Source organism: Cohnella zeiphila, assembly GCF_014212055.1.
Taxonomy (GTDB): domain Bacteria; phylum Bacillota; class Bacilli; order Paenibacillales; family Paenibacillaceae; genus Cohnella; species Cohnella zeiphila.
In genome coordinates, this window is the sequence record NZ_JACJVO010000009.1 from 115,191 (window position 1) to 136,443 (window position 21,253).

Annotated in this window: 18 protein-coding genes and 1 tRNA gene; 12 read left to right on the forward strand and 7 right to left on the reverse strand. The window is 61.2% G+C overall.

Going from position 1 to position 21,253, the window contains the following annotated elements; translation table 11 throughout:
* Nucleotides 1–9: 9 nt before the first annotated feature.
* The 3 genes from H7C18_RS07790 to H7C18_RS07800 are packed head-to-tail and all read left to right on the forward strand — an operon-like array spanning nt 10 to nt 3,560.
* Nucleotides 10–909 (forward strand): ABC transporter permease, encoded by a 900-nt coding sequence (locus tag H7C18_RS07790; protein ID WP_185128469.1) that lies wholly within the window; start codon nt 10–12, stop codon nt 907–909.
* Between the two features lie 17 nt (nt 910–926).
* Nucleotides 927–1,811 carry a carbohydrate ABC transporter permease gene (locus tag H7C18_RS07795; protein WP_185128470.1) on the forward strand — a complete coding sequence of 295 codons (885 nt, stop codon included), beginning with the start codon at nt 927–929 and terminating at the stop codon, nt 1,809–1,811.
* Nucleotides 1,812–1,835: 24 nt separating this feature from the next.
* Nucleotides 1,836–3,560: a glycoside hydrolase family 127 protein gene (locus tag H7C18_RS07800; protein ID WP_185128471.1), complete on the forward strand. Its 1,725-nt coding sequence runs from the start codon at nt 1,836–1,838 to the stop codon at nt 3,558–3,560.
* A gap of 209 nt (nt 3,561–3,769) precedes the next feature.
* Here H7C18_RS07800 and H7C18_RS07805 read toward each other — a convergent pair whose 3' ends face one another.
* A complete protein-coding gene (locus tag H7C18_RS07805) occupies nt 3,770–5,692 on the reverse strand; it encodes an ABC-F family ATP-binding cassette domain-containing protein (protein WP_185128472.1) in 1,923 nt (640 codons plus the stop codon).
* 171 nt (nt 5,693–5,863) lie between these two features.
* On the opposite strand from H7C18_RS07805, the gene H7C18_RS07810 reads away from it, so the two are divergent.
* The 5 genes from H7C18_RS07810 (at nt 5,864) to H7C18_RS07830 (ending at nt 11,237) form a co-directional block, all read left to right on the forward strand.
* A complete protein-coding gene (locus tag H7C18_RS07810) occupies nt 5,864–7,981 on the forward strand; it encodes a multicopper oxidase family protein (RefSeq protein WP_185128473.1) in 2,118 nt (705 codons plus the stop codon).
* A 93-nt stretch (nt 7,982–8,074) separates the two neighbouring features.
* Nucleotides 8,075–8,150, forward strand: a tRNA-Lys gene (locus H7C18_RS07815).
* A 123-nt stretch (nt 8,151–8,273) separates the two neighbouring features.
* Complete coding sequence (locus H7C18_RS07820; RefSeq protein ID WP_185128831.1) at nt 8,274–8,801, forward strand: sigma-70 family RNA polymerase sigma factor; 528 nt, start codon at nt 8,274–8,276, stop codon at nt 8,799–8,801.
* A complete protein-coding gene (locus H7C18_RS07825; protein WP_185128474.1) occupies nt 8,791–10,080 on the forward strand; it encodes a hypothetical protein in 1,290 nt (429 codons plus the stop codon). Before H7C18_RS07820 ends, H7C18_RS07825 begins: the two co-directional genes overlap by 11 nt.
* A gap of 143 nt (nt 10,081–10,223) precedes the next feature.
* Nucleotides 10,224–11,237, forward strand: a complete 1,014-nt coding sequence (locus H7C18_RS07830) for an NAD(P)/FAD-dependent oxidoreductase (protein WP_337913110.1) — start codon at nt 10,224–10,226, stop codon at nt 11,235–11,237.
* A 55-nt stretch (nt 11,238–11,292) separates the two neighbouring features.
* On the opposite strand, the gene H7C18_RS07835 is transcribed toward H7C18_RS07830, so the two are convergent.
* The 3 genes from H7C18_RS07835 to H7C18_RS07845 all read right to left on the reverse strand — a co-directional run bounded on the left by H7C18_RS07835 (nt 11,293) and on the right by H7C18_RS07845 (nt 14,283).
* The gene (locus H7C18_RS07835; protein WP_185128476.1) at nt 11,293–12,384 is read right to left on the reverse strand and encodes a lipocalin family protein; all 1,092 of its coding nucleotides are present in this window, start codon (nt 12,382–12,384) and stop codon (nt 11,293–11,295) included.
* A gap of 77 nt (nt 12,385–12,461) precedes the next feature.
* Nucleotides 12,462–13,610, reverse strand: coding sequence for a sensor histidine kinase (locus tag H7C18_RS07840; RefSeq protein WP_202886974.1), 1,149 nt, complete (start codon nt 13,608–13,610; stop codon nt 12,462–12,464).
* Complete coding sequence (locus tag H7C18_RS07845) at nt 13,603–14,283, reverse strand: response regulator transcription factor (RefSeq protein ID WP_185128477.1); 681 nt, start codon at nt 14,281–14,283, stop codon at nt 13,603–13,605. Before H7C18_RS07845 ends, H7C18_RS07840 begins: the two co-directional genes overlap by 8 nt.
* A 145-nt stretch (nt 14,284–14,428) precedes the next feature.
* Here H7C18_RS07845 and H7C18_RS07850 point away from each other — a divergent pair, with 145 nt between their 5' ends.
* The 4 genes from H7C18_RS07850 to H7C18_RS07865 all read left to right on the forward strand — a co-directional run bounded on the left by H7C18_RS07850 (nt 14,429) and on the right by H7C18_RS07865 (nt 18,713).
* Nucleotides 14,429–14,893, forward strand: coding sequence for an Rrf2 family transcriptional regulator (locus H7C18_RS07850; protein ID WP_185128478.1), 465 nt, complete (start codon nt 14,429–14,431; stop codon nt 14,891–14,893).
* A gap of 275 nt (nt 14,894–15,168) precedes the next feature.
* On the forward strand, nt 15,169–16,410 hold the full coding sequence (locus tag H7C18_RS07855; RefSeq protein WP_185128479.1) for an MFS transporter: 1,242 nt from the start codon (nt 15,169–15,171) through the stop codon (nt 16,408–16,410).
* A gap of 58 nt (nt 16,411–16,468) precedes the next feature.
* Entirely contained in the window at nt 16,469–17,467 is a 999-nt protein-coding gene (dapA, locus tag H7C18_RS07860) for a 4-hydroxy-tetrahydrodipicolinate synthase (RefSeq protein WP_185128480.1), read from the forward strand.
* Nucleotides 17,468–17,699: 232 nt separating this feature from the next.
* The gene (locus tag H7C18_RS07865; RefSeq protein ID WP_185128481.1) at nt 17,700–18,713 is read left to right on the forward strand and encodes an AI-2E family transporter; all 1,014 of its coding nucleotides are present in this window, start codon (nt 17,700–17,702) and stop codon (nt 18,711–18,713) included.
* Between the two features lie 91 nt (nt 18,714–18,804).
* On the opposite strand, the gene H7C18_RS07870 is transcribed toward H7C18_RS07865, so the two are convergent.
* The 3 genes from H7C18_RS07870 to H7C18_RS07880 form a co-directional block, all read right to left on the reverse strand.
* Entirely contained in the window at nt 18,805–19,641 is an 837-nt protein-coding gene (locus H7C18_RS07870; RefSeq protein WP_185128482.1) for an alpha/beta fold hydrolase, read from the reverse strand.
* A complete protein-coding gene (locus H7C18_RS07875; RefSeq protein ID WP_185128483.1) occupies nt 19,638–20,273 on the reverse strand; it encodes a VC0807 family protein in 636 nt (211 codons plus the stop codon). Before H7C18_RS07875 ends, H7C18_RS07870 begins: the two co-directional genes overlap by 4 nt.
* Before the next feature lie 162 nt (nt 20,274–20,435).
* On the reverse strand, nt 20,436–21,173 hold the full coding sequence (locus H7C18_RS07880) for an MOSC domain-containing protein (RefSeq protein ID WP_185128484.1): 738 nt from the start codon (nt 21,171–21,173) through the stop codon (nt 20,436–20,438).
* Nucleotides 21,174–21,253: the final 80 nt, after the last annotated feature.

The following is a 21,253-nucleotide window of genomic DNA, read 5'->3' on the forward strand; positions in this document are numbered from 1 at the left end:
GAGCAGCCGATGCGGTTAAGCAAATTTTGGCGTCAACTGCCGCTGGATCTGATGATTCTGCCGGGACTTGCGTTCGTGCTTATTTTCTCCTACGGTCCGATGGCCGGTCTGGTCATGGCCTTTCAGAATTACAAGCCCACCAAGGGCATTCTCGGATCGGAATGGGTCGGTTTGGACAATTACGTCACCGTGTTTCAATACCCGGATACGAAGCAGATGATTTATAACACGGTGTTTATCGCCGTCATGAAGATCGTCGCCGGTCTGGTCGTGCCGATCACGGCCGCGCTGCTGCTGAACGAGGTACGCAGGCGCGGCATTAAACGGTCGATTCAAACGATGATTTATCTCCCGCATTTTCTATCCTGGGTCATCCTCGGCGGCATTCTGATCGAAATATTGTCGCCATCCACCGGGATCGTGAACAGCTTCCTGTCCTCATTAGGCATAGAGCCGATTTATTTCCTGGGCGACAACAGGTGGTTCCCCTACGTGCTCGTTATATCCGACGTATGGAAGGAATTCGGATTCGCAACCATCGTTTACTTGGCGGCGCTGACGGGCATCAATCCTTCCCTGTACGAAGCTGCGGTCGTCGACGGCGCTTCCCGCTGGAAGCAGACGCTTCATATTACGCTTCCGGGAATCCGGCCGATCATCGTGCTGCTGGCCGTGCTCAGTCTCGGCAACATTCTGAACGCGGGCTTCGATCAGGTATTCAATCTGTACAGCCCGCAGGTGTATCAGAGCGGCGACATCATCGATACGTTCGTGTATCGGATGGGGCTCGCCAACGCCCAGTACAGCTTCGCTACGGCTATCGGCTTGTTCAAATCCGCGATCTCGTTCGTGCTCATATCCGGCGCCTATTATTTGGCCTACCGGTTTGCCAATTACCGCATTTTCTAAGGAAGGAGCATCATCGGATGCCGCGTCGCAAATCCCCTTCCGCCGTCCTGTTCGCCGGCTTCAATTATACCTTTCTCATCGGCATGGCCTTGCTTTGCCTGGCTCCGCTCGTTCACGTGCTTGCGGTCTCGTTCAGCGCCAGTTCGGCGGTCACGGCGGGACGGGTCACGTTCTGGCCGGTGCGATTCACGCTGGAATCGTATCGCTTCGTTGCCGAGAAGCCGGCATTTATCCACTCGGTGCTCATTTCCGTCGAAAGGGCGTTTATCGGCACGCTGGTAAACATGCTGCTGACGATCTTGATCGCGTTTCCGCTGTCCAAGGAGTCGCAGGCATTTTCGCGTAGAAATTTCTATACGTGGATTTTCGTGTTCTCGATGCTGTTCAGCGGCGGTCTCATTCCCTGGTATATGGTCATTAAAGGCATGGGCCTGCTCGATTCCTTATGGGCGCTCATCCTGCCCGGCGCCGTGCCGGTGTTCAACGTGATTCTGCTTTTGAACTTTTTCCGCGGCTTGCCCAAGGAGCTGGAGGAATCCGCCTTTATGGACGGCGCGGGCTACTGGAGGACGCTGTGGCGGATCTACGTGCCGCTGTCGACGCCGTCGCTGGCAACCTTGACCTTGTTCGCCCTCGTCGGCCACTGGAATTCGTGGTTCGACGGCATCATTCTGATGGGAACGCCGGATCATTACCCGCTGTCGAGCTACCTGCAGACGATGGTCGTCCAAATGGACATCAAGTCGATGATCGGCAGCGACCTGGCGGCTCTTCAGCAAATTTCGGACCAAACGGCCAAAGCGGCTCAGATTTTCCTCGGCGCCCTGCCGATCTTGTTGGTCTATCCGTTTCTGCAGCGGTACTTCATCAGCGGCATGACGCTTGGCAGCGTCAAAGAGTAAAGAGGATAAAGGAGAGAGAAGCGAATGATCACGACGCTTCCGTTCGAAAGCCGGGAAGCTTACGGATCCCTCTACAAGAGAGCGGTCGCGAATTTCGACCGTCTCGAGCGGGAGGATTACGATCCCGGGCATCTATTCAAGGAAAGCGGCTACGGGTGGCCGGGAGACTGGGAAGGGAGAACGCTGCTGGCCTGGACGCTGCTGGCCCGAAGCACGCGGCGGGAGCCGAAATATTTGGCGCAGGCCATGGGAATGTTGGACGAGCGGACGAACGAGGACGGCTACTTCGGAACGAGGCATCCGGCCGGCACGATCGACGAGCAGCAGCTTGCGGGACACAGCTGGTATTTGCGAGCGCTGTGTGAATATTATGACTGGAAGCGGGACGAATCCGTGCTTGACCGGATCCGCGCCATCGTCCGGAATCTGCTGCTGCCGGCGGCGGGTCACTTCGCCCTGTATCCGGATCGTCCGGAGCAGCGGACCATCGGCGGAGCGGCGATCGGCGAGGTGAAGGACAAAGTGGGCGCCTGGTATTTGTCGACGGACATCGGCTGCGCGTTCATTATGCTCGACGGCGCGACGCACGCTTACGAGATGGCTCCGGAACCGGGGCTGAAGTCGCTGATCGAAGAAATGATCGGGAAGTGGATGACGATCGATCCCGCGGCCGCCTTTTTTCAGACGCATGCCACTCTTTCCGCCGCCCGCGGGCTGCTGCGCTTCTACGAGTCGACGGGACGGAAGGAACTTCTGGCTAAGGTTGAAGAGCTGCTGCTGCTCTACGAGGAGCGGGGAATGACGGACCATTACGCCAATTACAACTGGTTCGGCCGGCCGGAATGGACGGAATGCTGCGCGATCGTGGATTCGTTCATGCTGGCGGTCGGCCTGTGGAAGCATACCGGCAACAGCGCGCATCTGGACGCGGCCCATCATATTCTGTACAACGGTCTGGGCCACGGCCAGCGTCCGAACGGCGGCTTCGGCTGCGATGTCTGTCTCGGCGTCAAGGACGGCTATTTGTCTCCGATCGAAGAGATGTTCGAGGCCAATTGGTGCTGCACGATGAGAGGCGGGGAAGGACTGTCGCGGGCGATCGAGTACTCGTATTGGGTGCGGGATCGGGAGATTACCCTCCCGTTCTATGAAACCTCGGCGGTTACCCTGGCGCTGGCGGACGGAGAGATTCGGCTGGAGCAATCTTCCGCCTATCCGATCGAAGGCTCGGTTCGGCTGACGGTCCGGAGCAATACTTGCCGGGAGCCGATCGCGCTTCGGCTGTATGTTCCGTCCTGGGCCGACAGCCGAAGCGTGTCCGTGCGCATAGACGGATCGGCCGTCGACGCGGACATCCGGCAGGGCTTCGCCTTCGTTCGCCACCTTTTCCCGTCCGGCACGGAGCTGACCTTTGAATTCGGCATCGAATGCCGCCGCGAATCGGCCTTCGGCTTCCACACCGCCGTCAAAGGCTTCTCGTACCGGCACGGTCCGCTGCTGCTCGGCGTCGGGACCGACGGAGCCGGGGCTTCCCTGCTCGGGATTGGCCAAACCGGCGCTTCGTCGGCCGGCTTGGCGGAGCGGGAGATGGAGCCGCTCGGAGCCGGCCGCTACCGGATCGGAGGCACGGAAGCCGTGCTGTCTCCGATCAACGATCTGATCGAGCTGGACGAGGAAGCGGCGAGGCGCAGCCGCAAGCTGGTGCTGTTCAAGGATTCATACAGAGAGGCGCCCGGACCCCGAACTTGAACTGCACCCCGTCAAGCAGACAGTACAAATAAGGAAAAGCATTGGGCGGCCTTAGTCCTGTATTCCATTGGACTGAGGCCGTTTAATTTTCTGTAATCCCTCATTATTGTAGAACATCCGTTATCTTGTATTTATGCGCAATCTCCACCTGAGTGACTCCACTCGCTTTCAGCTCCTCGACGATCCCCAATTTAGCGATTGCGTCGTGCTCATGTATTCTTCTTCTGCGCGGCGATCCGTTCGGCGAGCTCGTTCAGCTCCGTCCACCGCTCCAGCAGGCCGTCCAGCTTCTCCGCAAGCAGCCGCTGTTCCTCCAGAAGCTCCTGCAGCCGGAAGGAATCGCTGCCGGAAGCCTCCATTTGCGCCGCGACGTCCTGCAGACGGTTCTCCGTCTCCTCGATCCAGCCGTCGATCTGCTCGAAGTCCTTCTGATCCTTGTAGGACATCTTGAGCGACTTCTCGCGTTCGCCCGTTCGAGGAGCCGCGGACACGCCGCCGGACGAGGCGATCTTGGGCTCGGGCCCGGATTCGGGCGCCTGCTTGACTCTCGCTTCATAATCGGAATAGTTGCCGGCATGAACGGCGACGACGCCGTCCCCTTCGAACGCGAAAATCCGGTCTACCGTCCGGTCCAGGAAATAGCGGTCATGGGACACGACGAACACGACGCCGGGAAAATCGTCCAGGTAATCTTCGAGCACGCCAAGCGTGGCGATATCCAGGTCGTTGGTCGGCTCGTCCAGCAGCAGCACGTTCGGCGCTTCCGTCAGCACGCGGAGCAGCTGCAGCCGCCGCTTCTCCCCGCCCGACAGCTTGGCGATCGGAGTCCACTGCATCGCGGGCGGGAACAGGAACCGCTCCAGCATCTGGCCGGCCGACAGCGTCTCCCCTTCCGCCGTGCGGATCTGTTCGGCCCCTTCCCGGATGTACTCGATGACGCGCTGGCTGCCGTCCATTTCTTCGTGCTCCTGGGAGAACCAGCCGAGCTTCACGGTCGGACCGAGCTCCGCGGTTCCGGAATCCGGCCGGAGCCGGCCCGCGATCAGCTTCAGCAGCGTCGACTTGCCGCTGCCGTTCCGTCCGACGATGCCGACCCGATCTTCGGGAACGGCAATATAACTGAAATCTCGGATCAGCGTCCGGTCCCCGTACGACTTGGTCACGTGCTCCAGCTCGGCGATCTTTCTGCCCAGGCGGGTCGAAGCGGCCGAGACGTCGAGCCTGCCGGCAGCCGCCTTCGGCGTCTGCGCCTTCAGCGCTTCATACCGGTCGATCCGCGCCTTCTGCTTGGTCGACCGCGCTTGCGCGCCCCGGCGGATCCAGGCGAGTTCATTGCGCAGCAGATTCTGGCGCTTCTCCTCCGACGCCGCTTCCCGCTCTTCGCGCTCCAGCTTGAGCTCCAGAAACCGGCTGTAATTCGCTTCGTAGAAAAAAGCGCGCCCCTTGTCCAGCTCGATCACGCGATTGCTGACCCGGTCGAGGAAGTAGCGGTCGTGCGTAATCATGAGCAGGGCGCCGCGGCGCTTCTGAAGCATCGCTTCGAGCCAGGCGACGGACTCGTTGTCGATATGGTTGGTCGGCTCGTCCAGAATGAGCACGTCGGCCGGCTGGAGAAGCGCCGCGGCCATGGCGACCCGCTTCCGCTGCCCGCCCGACATCGTCTCCACCTTGGCGCCGCTGTCCGCGATGCCGAGCCGCGAGAGCGCGGTCTTGGCTTCGCTCTCCACCTGCCACGCCTCCGCCTCTTCCATCCGCGCATTGGCCGCCGCGAGCCTTCGCTGCAGCGACGGATCGTCCGGCTCGCTTTCCAGCGCCGCCAGGGCGGCGGCATACTCGCGCACGGCGGCGAGCTGCGGCGAATCGCCGCCCAGCACGTGCTCCAGCGCCGTCTCGCCCGGCGCAAACGCCGGATCCTGCGCCAGCATGCGGATCCGCACGCGGCTGCCGACGCTGACCGTGCCGGCGTCGGCCGGTTCGATGCCGGCGATGACTTTGAGCAGCGTCGATTTGCCGGTTCCGTTCACGCCGATAATGCCGATCCGGTCCCCTTCCTCCACGCCGAACGTCACGTCTTCGAACAGCAGCTTTTCCCCATGGCTTTTGGTTATATGTTCAACGGACAATAAGTGCATCTCGCTCCCACCTCATCCCGTATCATACCATATTTGCGTCCCGCGTTCGTCCCTTGGCCGGGCGGCGGGCCGGACTCGGGTCCAGTTCCCGCTCTGTCTTCCGACCGTTCCGCCGCTGGCGCGTTCTCCCGTACAATGAAACCCGAGGATTATGAATGGGGGAGCGGGACGATGACGGGAGATCTATTCGGGCCGGGCGGAATGCTGGCCTTCGGAATGATGATCGTATGGGGAGTCGCGGTATACCGGTTGGGCAGAATCGGCTATGCGGCAAGCTACAAGCGGATGCGGAGGCGGATTCGGGGAGCGCTGGCGTTCATGCTGCTCGGGTGCGGAATGGCCGCCGCCAAGCTGGCTTACGATGTCTCTCTGTGGCCGGGCGGATGGGCGGATTGGCGCAATAAGCTCATTTTGCAGGTTCCGCTGCTGGCGGCCCCGGTCGCGCTGACCGTCCTGCTGAGCGTGCCGAAGCTCTGGGCGGCGCATCGGGCTTGCGGGAAAGAGAAGCCGGAGGAGTTGCCGGACGGGCCGGCGAGACGGCGAACGGCGGATCCGGCCGCCGTCGTGCCCGCCCAAGCGGCGGCCGTCGGATCTTGCCTGACGTTATATCTGACCTGGTTCACCGCGGTGCCGATCGGTTGGGCCGATCTGATCGTTCCGCTCCCGCTCATGATCGTGGCGTCGGCAGGTCTCTGGTTCCGCCAGCGGAACCGCCGGAGAGCGCTGGGCAAGCTGAGCTGGACGCTTCCTCCCCTCGCCGCGCGAACGGCGAAGGGCTCCCTGGCGTTGGCCGTCGTCGCCGCCTGCCTCGTCTTCTGGATTCGCGGCGAGGCGGAGGCGAGCAAGCTGCCGGACCGGATCGGGATGCAGGACCAGGAAATGGCCGGCATGTCCGGAATGGACGGAATGGCGGGCATGGAAGGGATGGAGCACGAGGACGGCCAAGCGGCTGCAGGCTCCGGGATCAGCGTCGCTTCGCTGACCGGACCTGCCGAAGATGAGCCCGACGACCGGTTCGTGCTGACCGCAGAGCAATCGCAAATCAAGCTCGCCTCGGGAACGACGGTGGATGCGTGGACGTTCGACGGACAGCTGCCGGGACCGGAGCTTCGGGTAAAGCAGGGCGATCTGGTCGAAGTCACGCTGCGCAACCGGGATATCGCCGATGGCGTGACGCTTCATTGGCACGGGCTCGACGTGCCGAACGCCGAGGACGGCGTCGCCGGGGTGACCCAGGACGCCGTGATGCCGGGCCGGACGTTCGTCTACCGGTTCGTGGCCGGGCAGGCGGGAACGTATTGGTATCACACCCATCAGGTGTCCGACGAAGGGGTGGCCCGGGGATTGTTCGGGGCGCTCGTCGTCGAACCGAAGAGCGGACCGGTGCCGGAAAAGAAGGACATCGTCGTCGCGACCCACCGCTGGCAATCGAACGACGGCTATCGCGAGGCATTCGGAAGCGCAGACACGCTGCAGCGGCAAACCGTCGCTCCAGGCACGACCATCCGGCTTCGTCTGATCAACACCTCGGACGATCTCGAGAAGCTGGTCTTGGCGGGCGCCTCCTATCGGGTCGTCGCGATCGACGGAACCGATGTCAACGGGCCGGAGCCGCTGTCGAACCGCACGCTGCAGCTCGCGGCCGGAGGCAGAATGGACTTGTCGCTGACGATGCCGGATACGCCCGTCCTGCTGTGCTCGAAAGAGAGTGCCTGCGGCGACGGCGGCGAGAGCGGGCTGTTGCTGACGCCGGACGGTCAGACCGGCTCGCTGCCGCAAGTCGTCTTCGGCGAGGCGTTCGATCCGGCCGCCTACGGCCGGCCGGCGGCCACGCCGTTCGGAGCGGACAGCCGATTCGACCGCGATTACCGAATGGAATTCGACGAGAAGCTCGGCCTGTACGACGGGCATATCGCCTTTATGTATACGATAAACGGCCGTTCGTATCCGGATACGCCGATGTTTATGGTAAGCGAGAACGACCTCGTCAAGTTTACGATCGTCAACCGGAGCAGCGCCCACCATCCGCTGCATCTTCACGGGCACAAGCTGCTCGTGCTGAGCCGCAACGGCAAGGAGGTCAGCGGCAGTCCCTGGTGGTCCGATACGCTCGATATCGGACCCGGAGAACGCTATGAAATCGCGTTCCGGGCCGACAACCCCGGCATCTGGATGGATCATTGCCACAATCTCCAGCATGCGTCCTCCGGCATGATGACGCATTTGGCCTACGAGGGCGTGACCAGTCCTTTTGCAGCGGGCAGGGCGACCGTCAACCATCCGGAATGATCCGGCAAGGCGGAGATTCGCTCTAAAAAAAATTAAAAATTCTAATTTACAAGCGGACAAGGATGTGATATAGTATTCAATGTTCTCGCTTGAAGGCCTGTAGCTCAGCTGGCAGAGCAGTTGACTCTTAATCAATTGGTCGTGGGTTCGAATCCCACCGGGCCTACCAATATCGATTAAACCGGCAACCCTGAAACGGGTTGCTTTTTTGCGTTTTCCGGCCGAAGTCCAAAGCCAAATTCCCGTTTTTCGCGTCTAATGGGTAACGATAACGGCAAGCAGGTGAGCCCTCATTTTATCTCTCGTTCAAAAAGCCCGAAAAGGCGATGCCGCGGCGTACGCGGAGCTGTTCCGGCAATTCGAGGCCGACTTGTACCGGACGGCGTTCGTTTACTTGCGCAACCGGGAAGACGCGCTGGACGCCGTCCAGGAGACTGCGTACCGGTCGTTCAAGTCGATCTCGAAGCTGAAGGAGCCGCAGCATTTCAAAACGTGGCTGATTCGAATCGCGATCCGCTGTTCCGTGGACATTCTGCGCAAGCGGCCGCGCGACGTCAGCCTGAGGATCGATCCGCAAGAAGAAGCCGAAGAAGGAAGCGGCGCCGGGGACTTATCGTTGTCCGTGTCGCTGAGAGAGCTGATCGACACGCTGGACGAAGACGAGAAAAGCGTCGTTCTGCTGCGTTTTTATCACGGCTATACGATCCGGGAGACGGCGGACATTCTCGAACTGCCGCTCGGAACGGGAAAAACGGTCTTGTACCGGGCGCTCAAAAAGCTAAGGCTCGAGGCGGAGGAGGAGAAGAGCGATGAACGATGACATTCGGGAGACGATCGGCGGCATTCCCCTTCCGCCCGAGCTGTCGGAACGCAGTCGGCTCGGCATCGAGCGAGCCCGGAGCGAACGGAGGCGCGGCCGTTCCCGGCGGTGGTACGCGGCGACGGCGGCGGTCGTGCTCGGGCTGGCGCTCTTCACCTTGGCGTTGACCGACGCCCAAGTGCGCGCGGCGATCCAGAAGGCGCTGCAGTTCGTACCGGGCATCGGCGTGATGGACGACGGCCGGGATCAAGACGCCGGGGCGGACAGGCTCGTCCTCGCCGAGCCGATTCGCCTGCAATTCGGCGAAGGAGAGTTCGTCATCACGGGAATGTCGGTCGACGACCAGATGACGTACCTTACTTTTACGGAGAAGAACGCCCGGATTCCGCAAAGCGTCCGGATTACGAATGAAAAAGGCGAAAGCTTCGACGTTTCGATCTCCATGTATGCAGGATCGAGTACGGAGAAGACCGGCTCCTATTGGCACAAGGGGAAGCTGGACATCGGGAGAACGGCGACGCTCGTATTCGACGCTTATCCGGATACCGTCGTTCCTCTGAAGCTCACGCCGGCCCCGAACTACCGCAGCTACGAGGAGATGGGGCCGACCCAATCGCAAGGCGGCGTAAGCGTCACCGCCGTCGCGTCGCGCGTCGGCGACCGGGCGAGAATCACGCTTGTGACTCCGTCTTCTCAGGATTACTACGTCGACGATTATATGGTTGGCTCCGCCATTCGCCCGGGACGCCAGCTGACGGTCGCCGACGATACCGGCAAGACGCTGGCGATCGAGCCGGAGCGGGGGACCGGGGCTCCGCTCCGCACGTTTTATTTTCCGCTCTTCGATGACGGAAGCGACCGAACTTATCGGATCACGGTGCCGGAGATTGAAGTAAGCTACCCGATCCCAACGGCGCGTTTGCGCCTACCTATTCCGGCCCAAGGCAGCCTGGAGATCGGTCAAACGGTCGAACTGGCCGGCTTCCCTATCACCGTAACCCGGGTTGAACGGACGGATACCACGACGCTGAGGGTCTACGTCGACTTGCACTTCGACGAGAACGACGAGCGCTCGCTGCGGGACTTCCGTCTGGACGGCATCGGCTCTATGGCGAAAATGAACGAGACGACGTGGGCGACGGAATTTTTCGAGTTCGAGATCGACCCGGGCGACAAGAAGGCAGAAGTCACGCTCTCGGACGCCGAGGCGATCGTTCGGGGACCGTGGACGTTCACTCTTGGAGCTAAAAATTTTTCGCAGACTCCTCCTTCTCCGTAAATTCACGCTCAACAAGCGCCGCAACGGAACCTTCGCCTTGCGGCGCTTTTGAATGTCGGAGCTGCATCGTCACTTTATAATTGATAATGATAACCATTATCAATTATAACGAAGCTGACAAATAACGCGGAGGAGAGATGGACGTGGAGCGAGAAACGGACATTTTCGACGTAACGATTATCGGCGGCGGGCCGGTCGGCTTGTTTTCCGCTTTTTATTGCGGCATGAGGGAGCTCAAAACGAAGGTGATCGAGAGCGCCGCCGAGCTGGGCGGCAAGGTGGCGTTCTATCCCGACAAGGTGCTGCACGACATCGGCGGGGTGGCGGCCGTCACCGGCGCCGGGCTGATCGGGCAGGTCGTTCGGCAGGGCACGATGTTCGGGCCGGACATCGTGCTGGGGCAGCGGGTAGAAGGACTTCGGCGCCGGGAGGACGGCATATTCGAGCTCGTCTGCGCGGGCGGAGAGACGCATTGGACGCGCACGGTCATTCTGGCGATCGGCAACGGGGTGTTCGTGCCCCGGAAGCTGGAGCAGCCGGGAGCCGAGCGCTTCGAAGGGGTCAACCTTCATTATTCGGTAGACAGCCTGGACCGTTTCCGCGACCGGAACGTGCTCATCTCCGGCGGCGGAAATTCGGCGATCGATTGGGCGAACACGATCGAACCGATCGCCGCGAAGCTGACGGTCGTCCATCGCCGGACCCAGTTCGCCGGGCACGAGAGCGGCGTGACGAAGCTGTTGAACTCATCCGCCGCCGTGATGACTCCCTACTGGCTGAAGGAAGTGCACGGAGACGGGGGGCGCGTGCGGCGCGCGATCGTCGAGCAGACGGAGACCGGCGAGACGTTCGAGATGGAGGTCGACGAGGTGCTCGTCAACCACGGCATCCGAGGCGATCTCGGCGGTCTGGCGAACTGGGGGCTTGCGTTCGAGGAGGAACGAATCGTCGTGGACGCCCGCATGGAGACGAATATCCCCGGGATTTTCGCGGCGGGCGACGTGACGAGCCATCCGGGCAAGCTGAAGCTGATCGCCGGCGGCTTCATGGAAGGACCGATGGCGGTGAACAGCGCGAAAGCGTATCTGGACCCGGACCGCAAGGTGGAGCAGATCTACTCCACCCATCACGAGAAGCTGATCGCCATGCGCCGGTAGCAAGCTCAAACATGAACCGAAACGATCCAGCGCTCCCCGCTTGTTCCTGATCGGCCTATTCGTCCGCATAGCCGACCAGCTCGGCAAAGCCTCTTCCCCGGATAGGAGAGATCGCTCCGCCGGCGGACCGGCTCTCGCCGGCCGCGGCGCAGGCGCCTTCCCAGATGGCTTGGATCGGCCCCGGGATCGGAATCTCTTGATGGGGCATCAGCGGCGCGACGCGAAGCGCAAGGCCGAAGTCCGGCACGGCGAGCCGCCACTCGGCCGGATAACGGAAGCCGGAGTAAAGGCTCTTCCAAGAGCCGGACGATCGAATCTCGACCCGGTCCGATGTCCGGACGTCCCCGTCCTCCAGGATCAGCTTCGCGACGGGGGCCGCGGCTCCCGCGGAGTTCGTCCGCCGCAGCCGGCTGACGATCAGCTCGCGTCCGTCCTCGAGCTGCAGACCGAACCAGTCCCATCCGCGGCCCCGCAGCAAATCGTAATTTTGCCCCCATTGGCGGTCGAACCAGCCTTCTCCCCTCAGCGTCTCCGCTTCTCCGTCCGGGCCCCGCAGTTCCCCGTACACCTGATTCCGGGTGACGGAATAATACTTCAGCCCATTCAGGCTGCCTTCCTCGTCGACGGAGGATACCGGCTTCGCGGGGAGAAAGCGGAGGTCGACGCGGCGGGTCTTATCGGCAATCCGGACGTCGAAACCGGCCGAAGGGTCGTCCGGGAACGTCATTCCGCTGTCTCCATAAGCCAGCCGGCTAGGACCGGACGTGACGGAGGCGCGATCCATGAGAAGGTGAGGCGGAGGAACGCTGCCTTGAAGCAGGCTCATATATTGGCTCCACGTTTTCCGGTCGCCGGGCTTCATTACGAAATACAGGGGCAGGTAAAAGCCGGCCATCTGGTAGGCCAGCGTTCGGTCCAAGGACGATCTCGGCTCATAGCGGTCTTCGTCCAGGCGGATAAAGGAATGGATCAGGTAATGGCCCTTGACGACCGGGAGCTCGCCGACGCGAAAAAAAGACGCGACCAGCGCGTACTTCTTCCCGCCGTTCCCCGTCAGGAAGGCATAGGCGTACCACCATTCCAAATTCGCGGCGGGGCGGCCTTCGGCGATTTCTCCCAGCTTCGGCATGCTTCTCGTAACGTTCATTCGCGCGACACGCACCTATCGTTTTCTACAAGGTATGTGCCTGACGCGGGAAGGGCATCTTGTTTAATCGCGAGAGATCATGAGGGCTCCGGCGTCCCGTCCGAACGGGGGAGCAGCGTCGTGATGCTGAAGCCGTTCGTGCCGTCGGCGATAACGGTTCCGCCGGCCGAAGCCGACCGCTCCTCCATGCCGATGATGCCCAATCCTTTGACGATCTTGGGCGCGCCGCGGCCGTTGTCGGCGACGACCGACTTGATGAACCGGTTGAGCACCCGAACCTCGATGTCGATGGCGGTCGCTTTCGAATATTTGAGCGAATTGGTGACCGCTTCGGTCGCGTTCTCCTGGATGATCCGCCATTGAATCGGCGTGATGACGTCCAGGTCTCCCGCGTGCGTGACCGTCGCCGTGACGGAGCCGCCGTGCCGGGCCGACAGCTCGTCCGCCAGCAGCCGCAGACGATGGATGCCGAGCTCCTCCGCCTTGGGCTTCATGTCCTTAAGCGTCAATCGGATTCGTTCCAGCCCGTCCTGGGAAATGGAGATGGCGTTGCCGAGCAGCTCCGCCGCCTTGTCCGGTTTCAGGCCGAGCAGCGTACGGGCGGCCTCCATCTGGATGAGCGCCCCGGCCATCGAATGGCCGATCTCGTCGTGAATGCGCTGCGAAAGGCGGTTCCTTTCCTCCAGCTTGATCGTATACTCGGACTGCCGGATATATTCTTCGTTCTCGTTCAGCGACCGGGCGAGCCTCTGCAGCTCCTCTCTCGATTTTTCCAATTCGTTCTCCAGCCGCTCCGCCTTGCCTCCCTGCTCCCGCAAGCCCGCGTGAAGCAGGAAGCTGAACAGCGCGGCAAGGCCGTAGACGGGAACGAACCCGCGAGGGACGACCGCAAGCGGCAGCAGCATCGGAAGCAGCTCCCACCCCCGCTTGAAGCCTGCCAGCCGGAACGATTCGCACAGTTGAACCGGAAGGAGCAGGTAGAAAAGCGGACTCAATTGCTCGCCGCAATAGACGACGAACGCGGCGGATACGGCCATTAGCGCCAGTCGCGGACGTTTGCCTTTAAAGATCGGGATGGCGACGTTCAGGCACAGATAAACGAGATAAGCGAGCACGTCCCAAGGCGTCGCCTTGGCGTTCATGAAATAAGATGCGGCAATCAGGTAGAAAAGCAGGCTGGCCTTGTTGCCGAGCGTCCAGATGTCGATCGCGCCGATCTTATTCATCGTCGGAGAGCTTCACTTCGCCCGTCAAATAATAAATGGCAATCTGCGTACGGTGCTCCAGGCCGGTCTTGTTCAGGATGGAGGTAATATAGTTCGCCGTCGTGCCTTCGGAGATGAACAGCCGCTTCGCGATCTCCTTGTTGGATAGCCCCTTCGCGATCAGCGACATGATCTCGAGCTCGCGTTCGGTGAACGAACCTCGATCGATCCGGTCCGAGCCGGCGGCGGACGGCGCGGACGGCGCCGGGGACGCCGAGCTTGCCAGGTTCGACTTGATCTTGTCCAGGACAATATCCTGGAGGATGCGATGGCCGTTGTAGATGCTGCGGATCGCGTCGCGGATTCGTTCAGGGTCGTTGTTCTTCAGCAGGTAGCCCATCGCTCCGGATTTGACGGCGTCGAGCACGTATTCGTCGTCGTCGAACGTCGTCAGAATGAGCGGCTTGGCGAGCTCTTCCATGGCGATCAGGCGAGTCGCCTCCACGCCGTTCATGTTCGGCATCCGGACGTCGAGCATGGCGACGTCGACCGGATGGCTTCGGCAATATTCCACTGCCTGGGCCCCGTCCTCCACGGTGGCGACGACTTCGAATTCCTCGAAGCTGGACAATATGATTTTCATGCCTTCGCGAATGAACGAATTGTCGTCCGCAATCAACACTTTGATTTTCAAAGGCGGCCTCCCGGATCTGGTTTTACAACAAGAATATACCATTCTCCGCGGATTCGCCAGACGGAAGCGCCCGTTCGCGCCGCAAGGAGTTGACATCTCCATTCAATAAAACTACAATGGTTTCATTGCAAAGGAGGTGTCGCTCATGGCCGTCGTCAGCCGCTACACGCTGGCGCTTCACATCTTATCGTGGCTTGCTTTCAGAGCGGAGAAGAAGGATGAATTTCTCCCTTCGGACCGCATCGCGAACAGCGTCAATACGAGCCCGGTCTTTCTTCGCCGGATTCTCGGGCAGCTCGCCAAGGCCGGCCTGGTGCTCGTTCAGCACGGCGGGACGGGAGCGGGCTGGAAGCTGGCGCGCAAGGCGGAAGAGATCAGCCTTCTGGACGTCTACGAGGCGGTCGTGCCGACTCCTCTGTTCGAGCTTCACCACTCGCAGCCGAATCCGAAATGCCTGGTGGGCAAAGGCATTCAACCGGCGCTGCGGGACATCTACGAGGAGAGCGAAGTCGCGATGAAGCAGCGCCTGGCGGGAACCTCGATCGCCGAGCTGGTCACCTCGTCGTTGGCGTACGGCAGCGCCCAAGCGGAACCGGGCTTCGAGCATTAACCGGCATCCCTTTCGCTCAGGAGCTCGTCCGATTTCGATATTCACCAATGATACTGAATCGGTTGTGATGACCGGGGCAAACAATTCGAAGGGGATCAGGAAGTACATCAGCACACGTTTTTTGTCGGGTTCAATGTTACTGATGTGGTTGCAATGAAATGCCTGAAGGAGCTCCGGGAAATAGCCGCCAGCTCTTCGCGTATACCATTGAACGACGTGCGACAATCAATGTAACTGAAATAGTTATATTCAAATGGTAGAGAGGGGTTTTTCGGGTGAATCAACGGATTTTCTGGCTGGCGCTCGGGTCGTTCGCCGTCGGGATGGAAGGGTTTATGATCGGAGGGCTGCTTCCGACACTGGCTGATGCCCTGCATGTGACACTCGCCGTTGCGGGGCAGTTGGTCACCGTGTTCTCGCTTGTTTATGCCGTCGCCTCGCCGCTGCTGACGTCGCTGACCGGAGCGATGGAGCGAAGAAAGCTGATGTTCGCTTCGCTGGCGCTCGTGGCGGTCGGCAATGTGCTCTGCGGCTTCGCCTCGTCTTACGGGCTGATGCTGGCCGGGCGAATTATCGCGGCGCTTGGGGCCAGTATATTTTCGCCGACGGCGGTCGCGGTCGCTTCCGCCGTCAGCGCTCCCGAGAAGCGGGGACGCGCGCTGTCTACCGTCATCTCCGGCCAGACGGTCTCGCTGATCCTGGGCGTGCCGTTCGGCACTTGGATCGCGCTGACTTTCGACTGGCGGGCGACATTCTGGATCGTCGGCGGCGTGGCGCTGGTCGCCGCCATCGTCATCCGCTTGCTCTTCCCTGCCGTGCCGGCCGCCGGTTCGATCGGCCTGAAGGAACGGCTCTCGCCGCTGAAACGCCCCGAACTGCTCTCCTCGCTGATGATCACGATGGTGTGGGCGATCGGCATCTTTTCCCTCTTCACGTACGTGTCCGATTTGTTCGCCGGCTATGGGGCCGGAGGACGCGCGATCAGCTTTGTCCTGTTCTTCTCCGGCGTCGCAAGCTTCATCGGCGTACGGGCGGGCGGTGTAGCGGCGGACCGGATCGGATCCGCCCGGGCCATCCCGATTGCGCTCTCGATGCTGACGCTTGCTCTCGCGCTGCTGGCGGCGCTGTTCGGGTTGGCGGGGCGTCCGGGCGTTCTGGCCGCTGCCGTGGCGAGCCTCGCGCTGTACAGCTTGAGCGGCTATATGTTCAATCCGGCACTGCAGCACCGGCTGATCGGCCTGGCCGGCCCGTCGGCCGGCCTGGCGCTGTCGCTGAACGCTTCTGCTATTTATTTGGGCAGTGCCCTGGGAGCTTCGACCGGCGGGCTGGTCATCCGGTTCGATTCCGTCGGGCACCTGGGCTACTTCTCGGGCGCCATGACGGCGCTGGCGCTCGGCGTGTTCGCGGCCAGCCGGCGGCTGGAACGGCGCTCAAAGTCTCGTTCGAAGGCGCAGGAGCGGACTCTGTCCGCGGAAGGATCGGCCGCGCCGATCGGAACGATCGATAAGATTGGATAACGCTTCGCTCTCGCTCCGGGTTACAATGATCGCAATCCGAAATGAGGGAGTGAGCCGGATGCTGACCGCTGAGCAGCTGAAAGGAATTTACGTGCCGCTCGTGACGCCGTTCCGTGACGGGGGAGAGTTGGATCTGGATTCGATCGGAACGAACGCGCAGGCTGTCGCGGACGCCGGCGCCCACGGTCTTGTCGTGAACGGGACGACGGGCGAAGCCCCGACGGTGGCTTGGGAGGAGGTCGCCGTTCAGTTCCGGGAGATTCGGGAGCGGATGGCCGGCCGCTCCTCCGTTCCGATCGTGATCGGAACGGGGACGAACGACACGGCCGCCACCGCGCGCCGCACGGAGGCGGCCGGGAAGCTGGGGGCGGACGCCGCGCTCGTCGTCGTCCCGTATTACAGCCGGCCTTCCCAGGAAGGGATCGTTGCCCATTACCGGGAAGCGGCGAGCGCGGGAGTGCCGGTTATCGCATACGAGATTCCTTCCCGCACGGGAATCCGGCTCGAGCCCGAGACGGCTCAAGCCATTCTGGAACTGGACGGCGTCATTGGAATCAAGGACAGCAGCGGCAGAACCGGGCTGATCGCGGAGCTGAAGCGGCTCGGCTGCGCCAAGCCGATCCTGTGCGGCGAGGACGCCTTCTTCTATGCGATGCTTCGGGAAGGGGCGGCCGGGGGGATTCTGGCGTCGGCGAACTGCCGGACGGCAGGATTCGCGGACGTCTGGCGCTTTGCCCTTGCCGGGCGATATCAGGAAGCGGAGGCCGCCTTCGGCCGCCTGCTTCCGATGATCCGGCTGTTGTTCCGGGAGCCGAATCCGGCCCCGTTCAAGTATGTGCTCGCGAAGCGGCGGCGCATCTCGTCGGATACGCTGCGTTTGCCGATGACTCCGGTGTCCTCCGCGCTGCGGCCGGAGCTGGACCGGCTCGCGCGGGCGCTTGATGCGGAAGAAGCGGCCGGCGCAGCCGGGGGCTTGACCGAAACTTGCGGGAATATCGGGGTTCGTTCGGGCTATACTGAAGGAATGAGCATCCAGCAGGAAGACTGCCGGTCCTAAGGGGCGCGGCGGTCTGTTTTTTTGAAGAGCGAAATTTTTTCGGGCCGGCGCTTCCGCTTTCGGCATACCCTCGCGGTTTCTTCCATAGCATGGAAGCAGGCCGGTCGATCTCCGGCGTTATTCGGCGCCGGGAGAAGGGACAAGCCGAATGCTACAAAATGCGACGCAACCTTTTCCAATGAAAACCGTACAAACAAAAAGAGACAAGATTATGAGACGAAGAGGGTAATATATGGGAGCGATCCGAGATTTTTTCGCGATGCCGACCGTCCGCCGAATTACGGTTCTGGTCATTTTCATCGTGTTGCTGTACAGCATTCGGCATATGCTGAACATGGTTCTGCTGCTGTTCCTCGTCACTTACGTGATGAACAGCCTTCAGAGCTTCCTGTCCAGGCAGATCAGCAAGCTGGTCCCGATTCCGCCGAATCTGGTGACCATTCTGCTCTACGTCATTATTGTCGCCGGCTTTGTGCTCGGCATATCCAAGTATGTTCCCCAGATTGTCTCCCAGATCGTGGAGCTGATCAACAATTTGATCCAGTTCCTCAATTCCCACCAGGACAATCGCTTCGCAGGTCCGCTGACCGACGCCCTGAACAAGATCAATTACCAGGATTACGTGCACGAGGCCATATCTTATATCTCCAAGCTCGGCAAATGGCTGGAGATCATTCTGATCGTCATCATTCTCAGTCTGTTCTATCTGCTGCAGAAAAGGAAAGTCGCCGCCTTCACGCGCAAGTTCAAGAGGAGCAAAATCGGGTGGGTGTACGACGAACTGGAGTATTTCGGCCGCAAATTCGTCGCATCCTTCGGCAAAGTGATCGAGGTTCAGCTGATCATCGCGGTATTCAACACGGCGCTGACGATGCTTGGGTTGTGGATTCTCGGATTCCCTTACCTGTTCGCGCTGAGCATGCTGGTTCTGGTCCTGAGTCTTATCCCCGTGGCGGGCGTCGTTCTGAGCTTCATCCCGATCGGGCTGATCGGCTACCAGACCGGCGGCTGGTCGCTCGTCATCTGGACGATCGTCATGATTCTGCTTATTCACGCGTTGGAGACGTACCTGCTCAATCCGCGCATGATGGCCCACAAGACGAAGCTGCCCATGTTCTACACGTTCGTGGTGCTCGTCTTCTCGCAGCACTTCTTCGGAATCTGGGGGCTGATAATCGGCATTCCGATCTTTATGTTCCTGATGGATCTGCTCGAGGTCGACCCTTCGGACGAGAAAACCGGTTGAGCCCGCGCATACGAATAGGAAAAGACGCTCCCGCCGCGGCCACGTCGCCGCAAGGGAGCGTCTTTTTATCACTTTAAGTTCCGGGGTTATCTTATCCGCCGATAACGCGATGCAGCGTTTCCGCGAACGCTTCGCTTTGCCGGACATAGCCGAGGTGGTTCCCGGGAAACTCCGCAAGATCCGCATTCAGCTTCTCGGCGAGCGCGGCCGCGCATTGGTAAGGAAACGTGCCGCGCGAATCGGCTCCTCCCCCGACGGCGATCCGCATCGGCTGCGAATCCGGCGCAGCCCGCAGGTCATCCGTATCCAGGACATGGCGCCGGATGGCCGGGGATTCGTGCATCAGGAAATATTTCATGTTGGCGGCCATTCTCGCCAACTGTTCGGGATCGGGACGGCGATCCGGGCGGCCGCCGGCTTGATCCAGGCCGAGAGCCGATGCGAATTGCTTGATGGCGGGCAACGCGCCTTCCCGGCGGCTCACGGATTCCAGTTGTTCCTGGATGTGCCGGGCTCGCTCCCGCTCTTCGCCGGCCAGGAGATGGGTGAGCGGCGGCTCGTGGGCGACGAGCAGGCGGATTTGCCCAGAATGACGGAGGGCGAAATCCAGCCCGATGACGGCTCCGGAGCTGCTGCCGAATACGTAAGCCGGCGAATCGGTCAACTCGGCCAGCAATCGGGCGGCATCGTCGCTATGCGTACTCACCCGGTATGCTTCGCCTTCATCGGCTTGTCTGCTGCGCGAATGGCCGCGGCGGTCGTAGGCGATGACGGAATAACGGTCGGCAAGCCGCTCGGCAACGCCGGAATAGACGTCGGCATCGCCGTTTCCTCCGTGAATCATCAGCAGAGCCGGGCCCGTTCCGCGAACTTCGTAATAGAGCTCCGCTCCGGGAACGGACAAATACCCTGTTTTTTTCTCGCTCATTTTCGATTTCCCCCCTCCGAGGATTTCTTGTGCCATAAAATGTGCCGGATCCAGAGCACGAGAATAGCCAGAGCGCCTAAGGTGACGACGCGAGACCAGACGAGGAACGCGCCGGTCGACAGCGAATAGGCCATCATCGCATGGACGATGCCGTCCAGGAGAAACAGAGAGCCGAACACGGCCGTCGCCTGGGTCATCTTCCGGCGAACCGCGGGGATGTCGAAGCGCGCGGAATCGCCTTTGCCGAAGGACCGGAAAAAGAGAAGCGCCAATGGTTTGTTGAGCGCCACGGAGCCGAGAGCGGCGATGCCGATCGCGCAAGCCGCCGCCGGATGGTAAAGCTTAAGCGGCATCGAGCCTCCGCCCGACAGAACCGAGATCAGGCAAGCCGCGCCGAAGCCCGCGAGGCCCAGCAACCCGATCCAGTCGATCCGGCGGGCGATCAGCATTTGGAAGACGACCCAGACGCCGGGGACGGCTCCGGCGATGGCCAGTGCGGCGGCGTCGGTCGGGACGGAATCGCGCAGCAGCGAGTACAGAATCAGGGGGACGAGCCAGTTGACGGCCAGGCTGGGGATTACTTTTCGAAGAGCCTGACGGGAATGCTGTTTCATGTCGGCTTTTGGATACATCCTATCGTCACATCCTTATCGGATTTTATGGAGGCGGGATCGCTCCGGCCTGATTGCATCGTATTACACGACGTAACGTCACGAGCAAGCCTGAAATCGAAAAATGCGAAAACAAAAAACATTCGGCGTCAAAACACCGAATGCTTCTCCAGTCTGCCGAAACTATTCGCCGATGAACACGGAATCTCCGACGCGAACCGAACCGCAGTCGATGACCGATGCGTAAACGCCGAAGATGAGCCCCAGCTTCTCGTTCACGGTACGCAGGATCGAGACGTCGCGGTCGCCGGAATCCGGATCCAACGTGATCATGGAGCAGCGCTCGCAGGCTTCGCGAACGTCCAGCACGACGTGCTCCCCGATATGCAGCCGTTTGCCGAGCAGCGCCGTGTCGTCATCCGGCCCGCCCTCTTCGATCGCAAGCAGAACGTTCGCCCGGAACCGGCGCGGATCGATCCGATCCCGGCCTAAGAGCTCGGCCAGCCGGCGCAGGCCGCGGTCGGTCACGATTAGAATCGCGGCCGAATCGACGGCGAGCAGCCCTTGCTCGTCTTGCCGCCATCGAATCATGGACAAGGGACGGGTTCCCGCGAGGGACTGAACGTCCCGCCTCAACTCCTCGTCCCAGGCCAGCAAGCGGCCGTCCGGAGCTTCGATCCGAACCTCCGGGAACTCTTCCCCGGATCCGGACGGGAGAAGAGAAGCGCGGTAGCGGAGCAGCGAAGGGATCCGGCGCGCCGTCACGTATCGGTCCCACCCTTCTTTCGTCTCGTCGACGAAGGCGTGGCTTCTGTCGCCATACAGACCATACGGCTCGACGGCCGTTTGCTCCAAGCTTTCCCCGGCCATCGATTTGACCGGATACCGGACGAGCCGGGTTACTCTCCCGATCAGGTTCACGCGCAAGGCCCCCCCTTTTTTTAACCCTTGTATCGACAACGCGCTTTCCCTTTATTTTCGGGCCGCAAGCGATTTTTCCT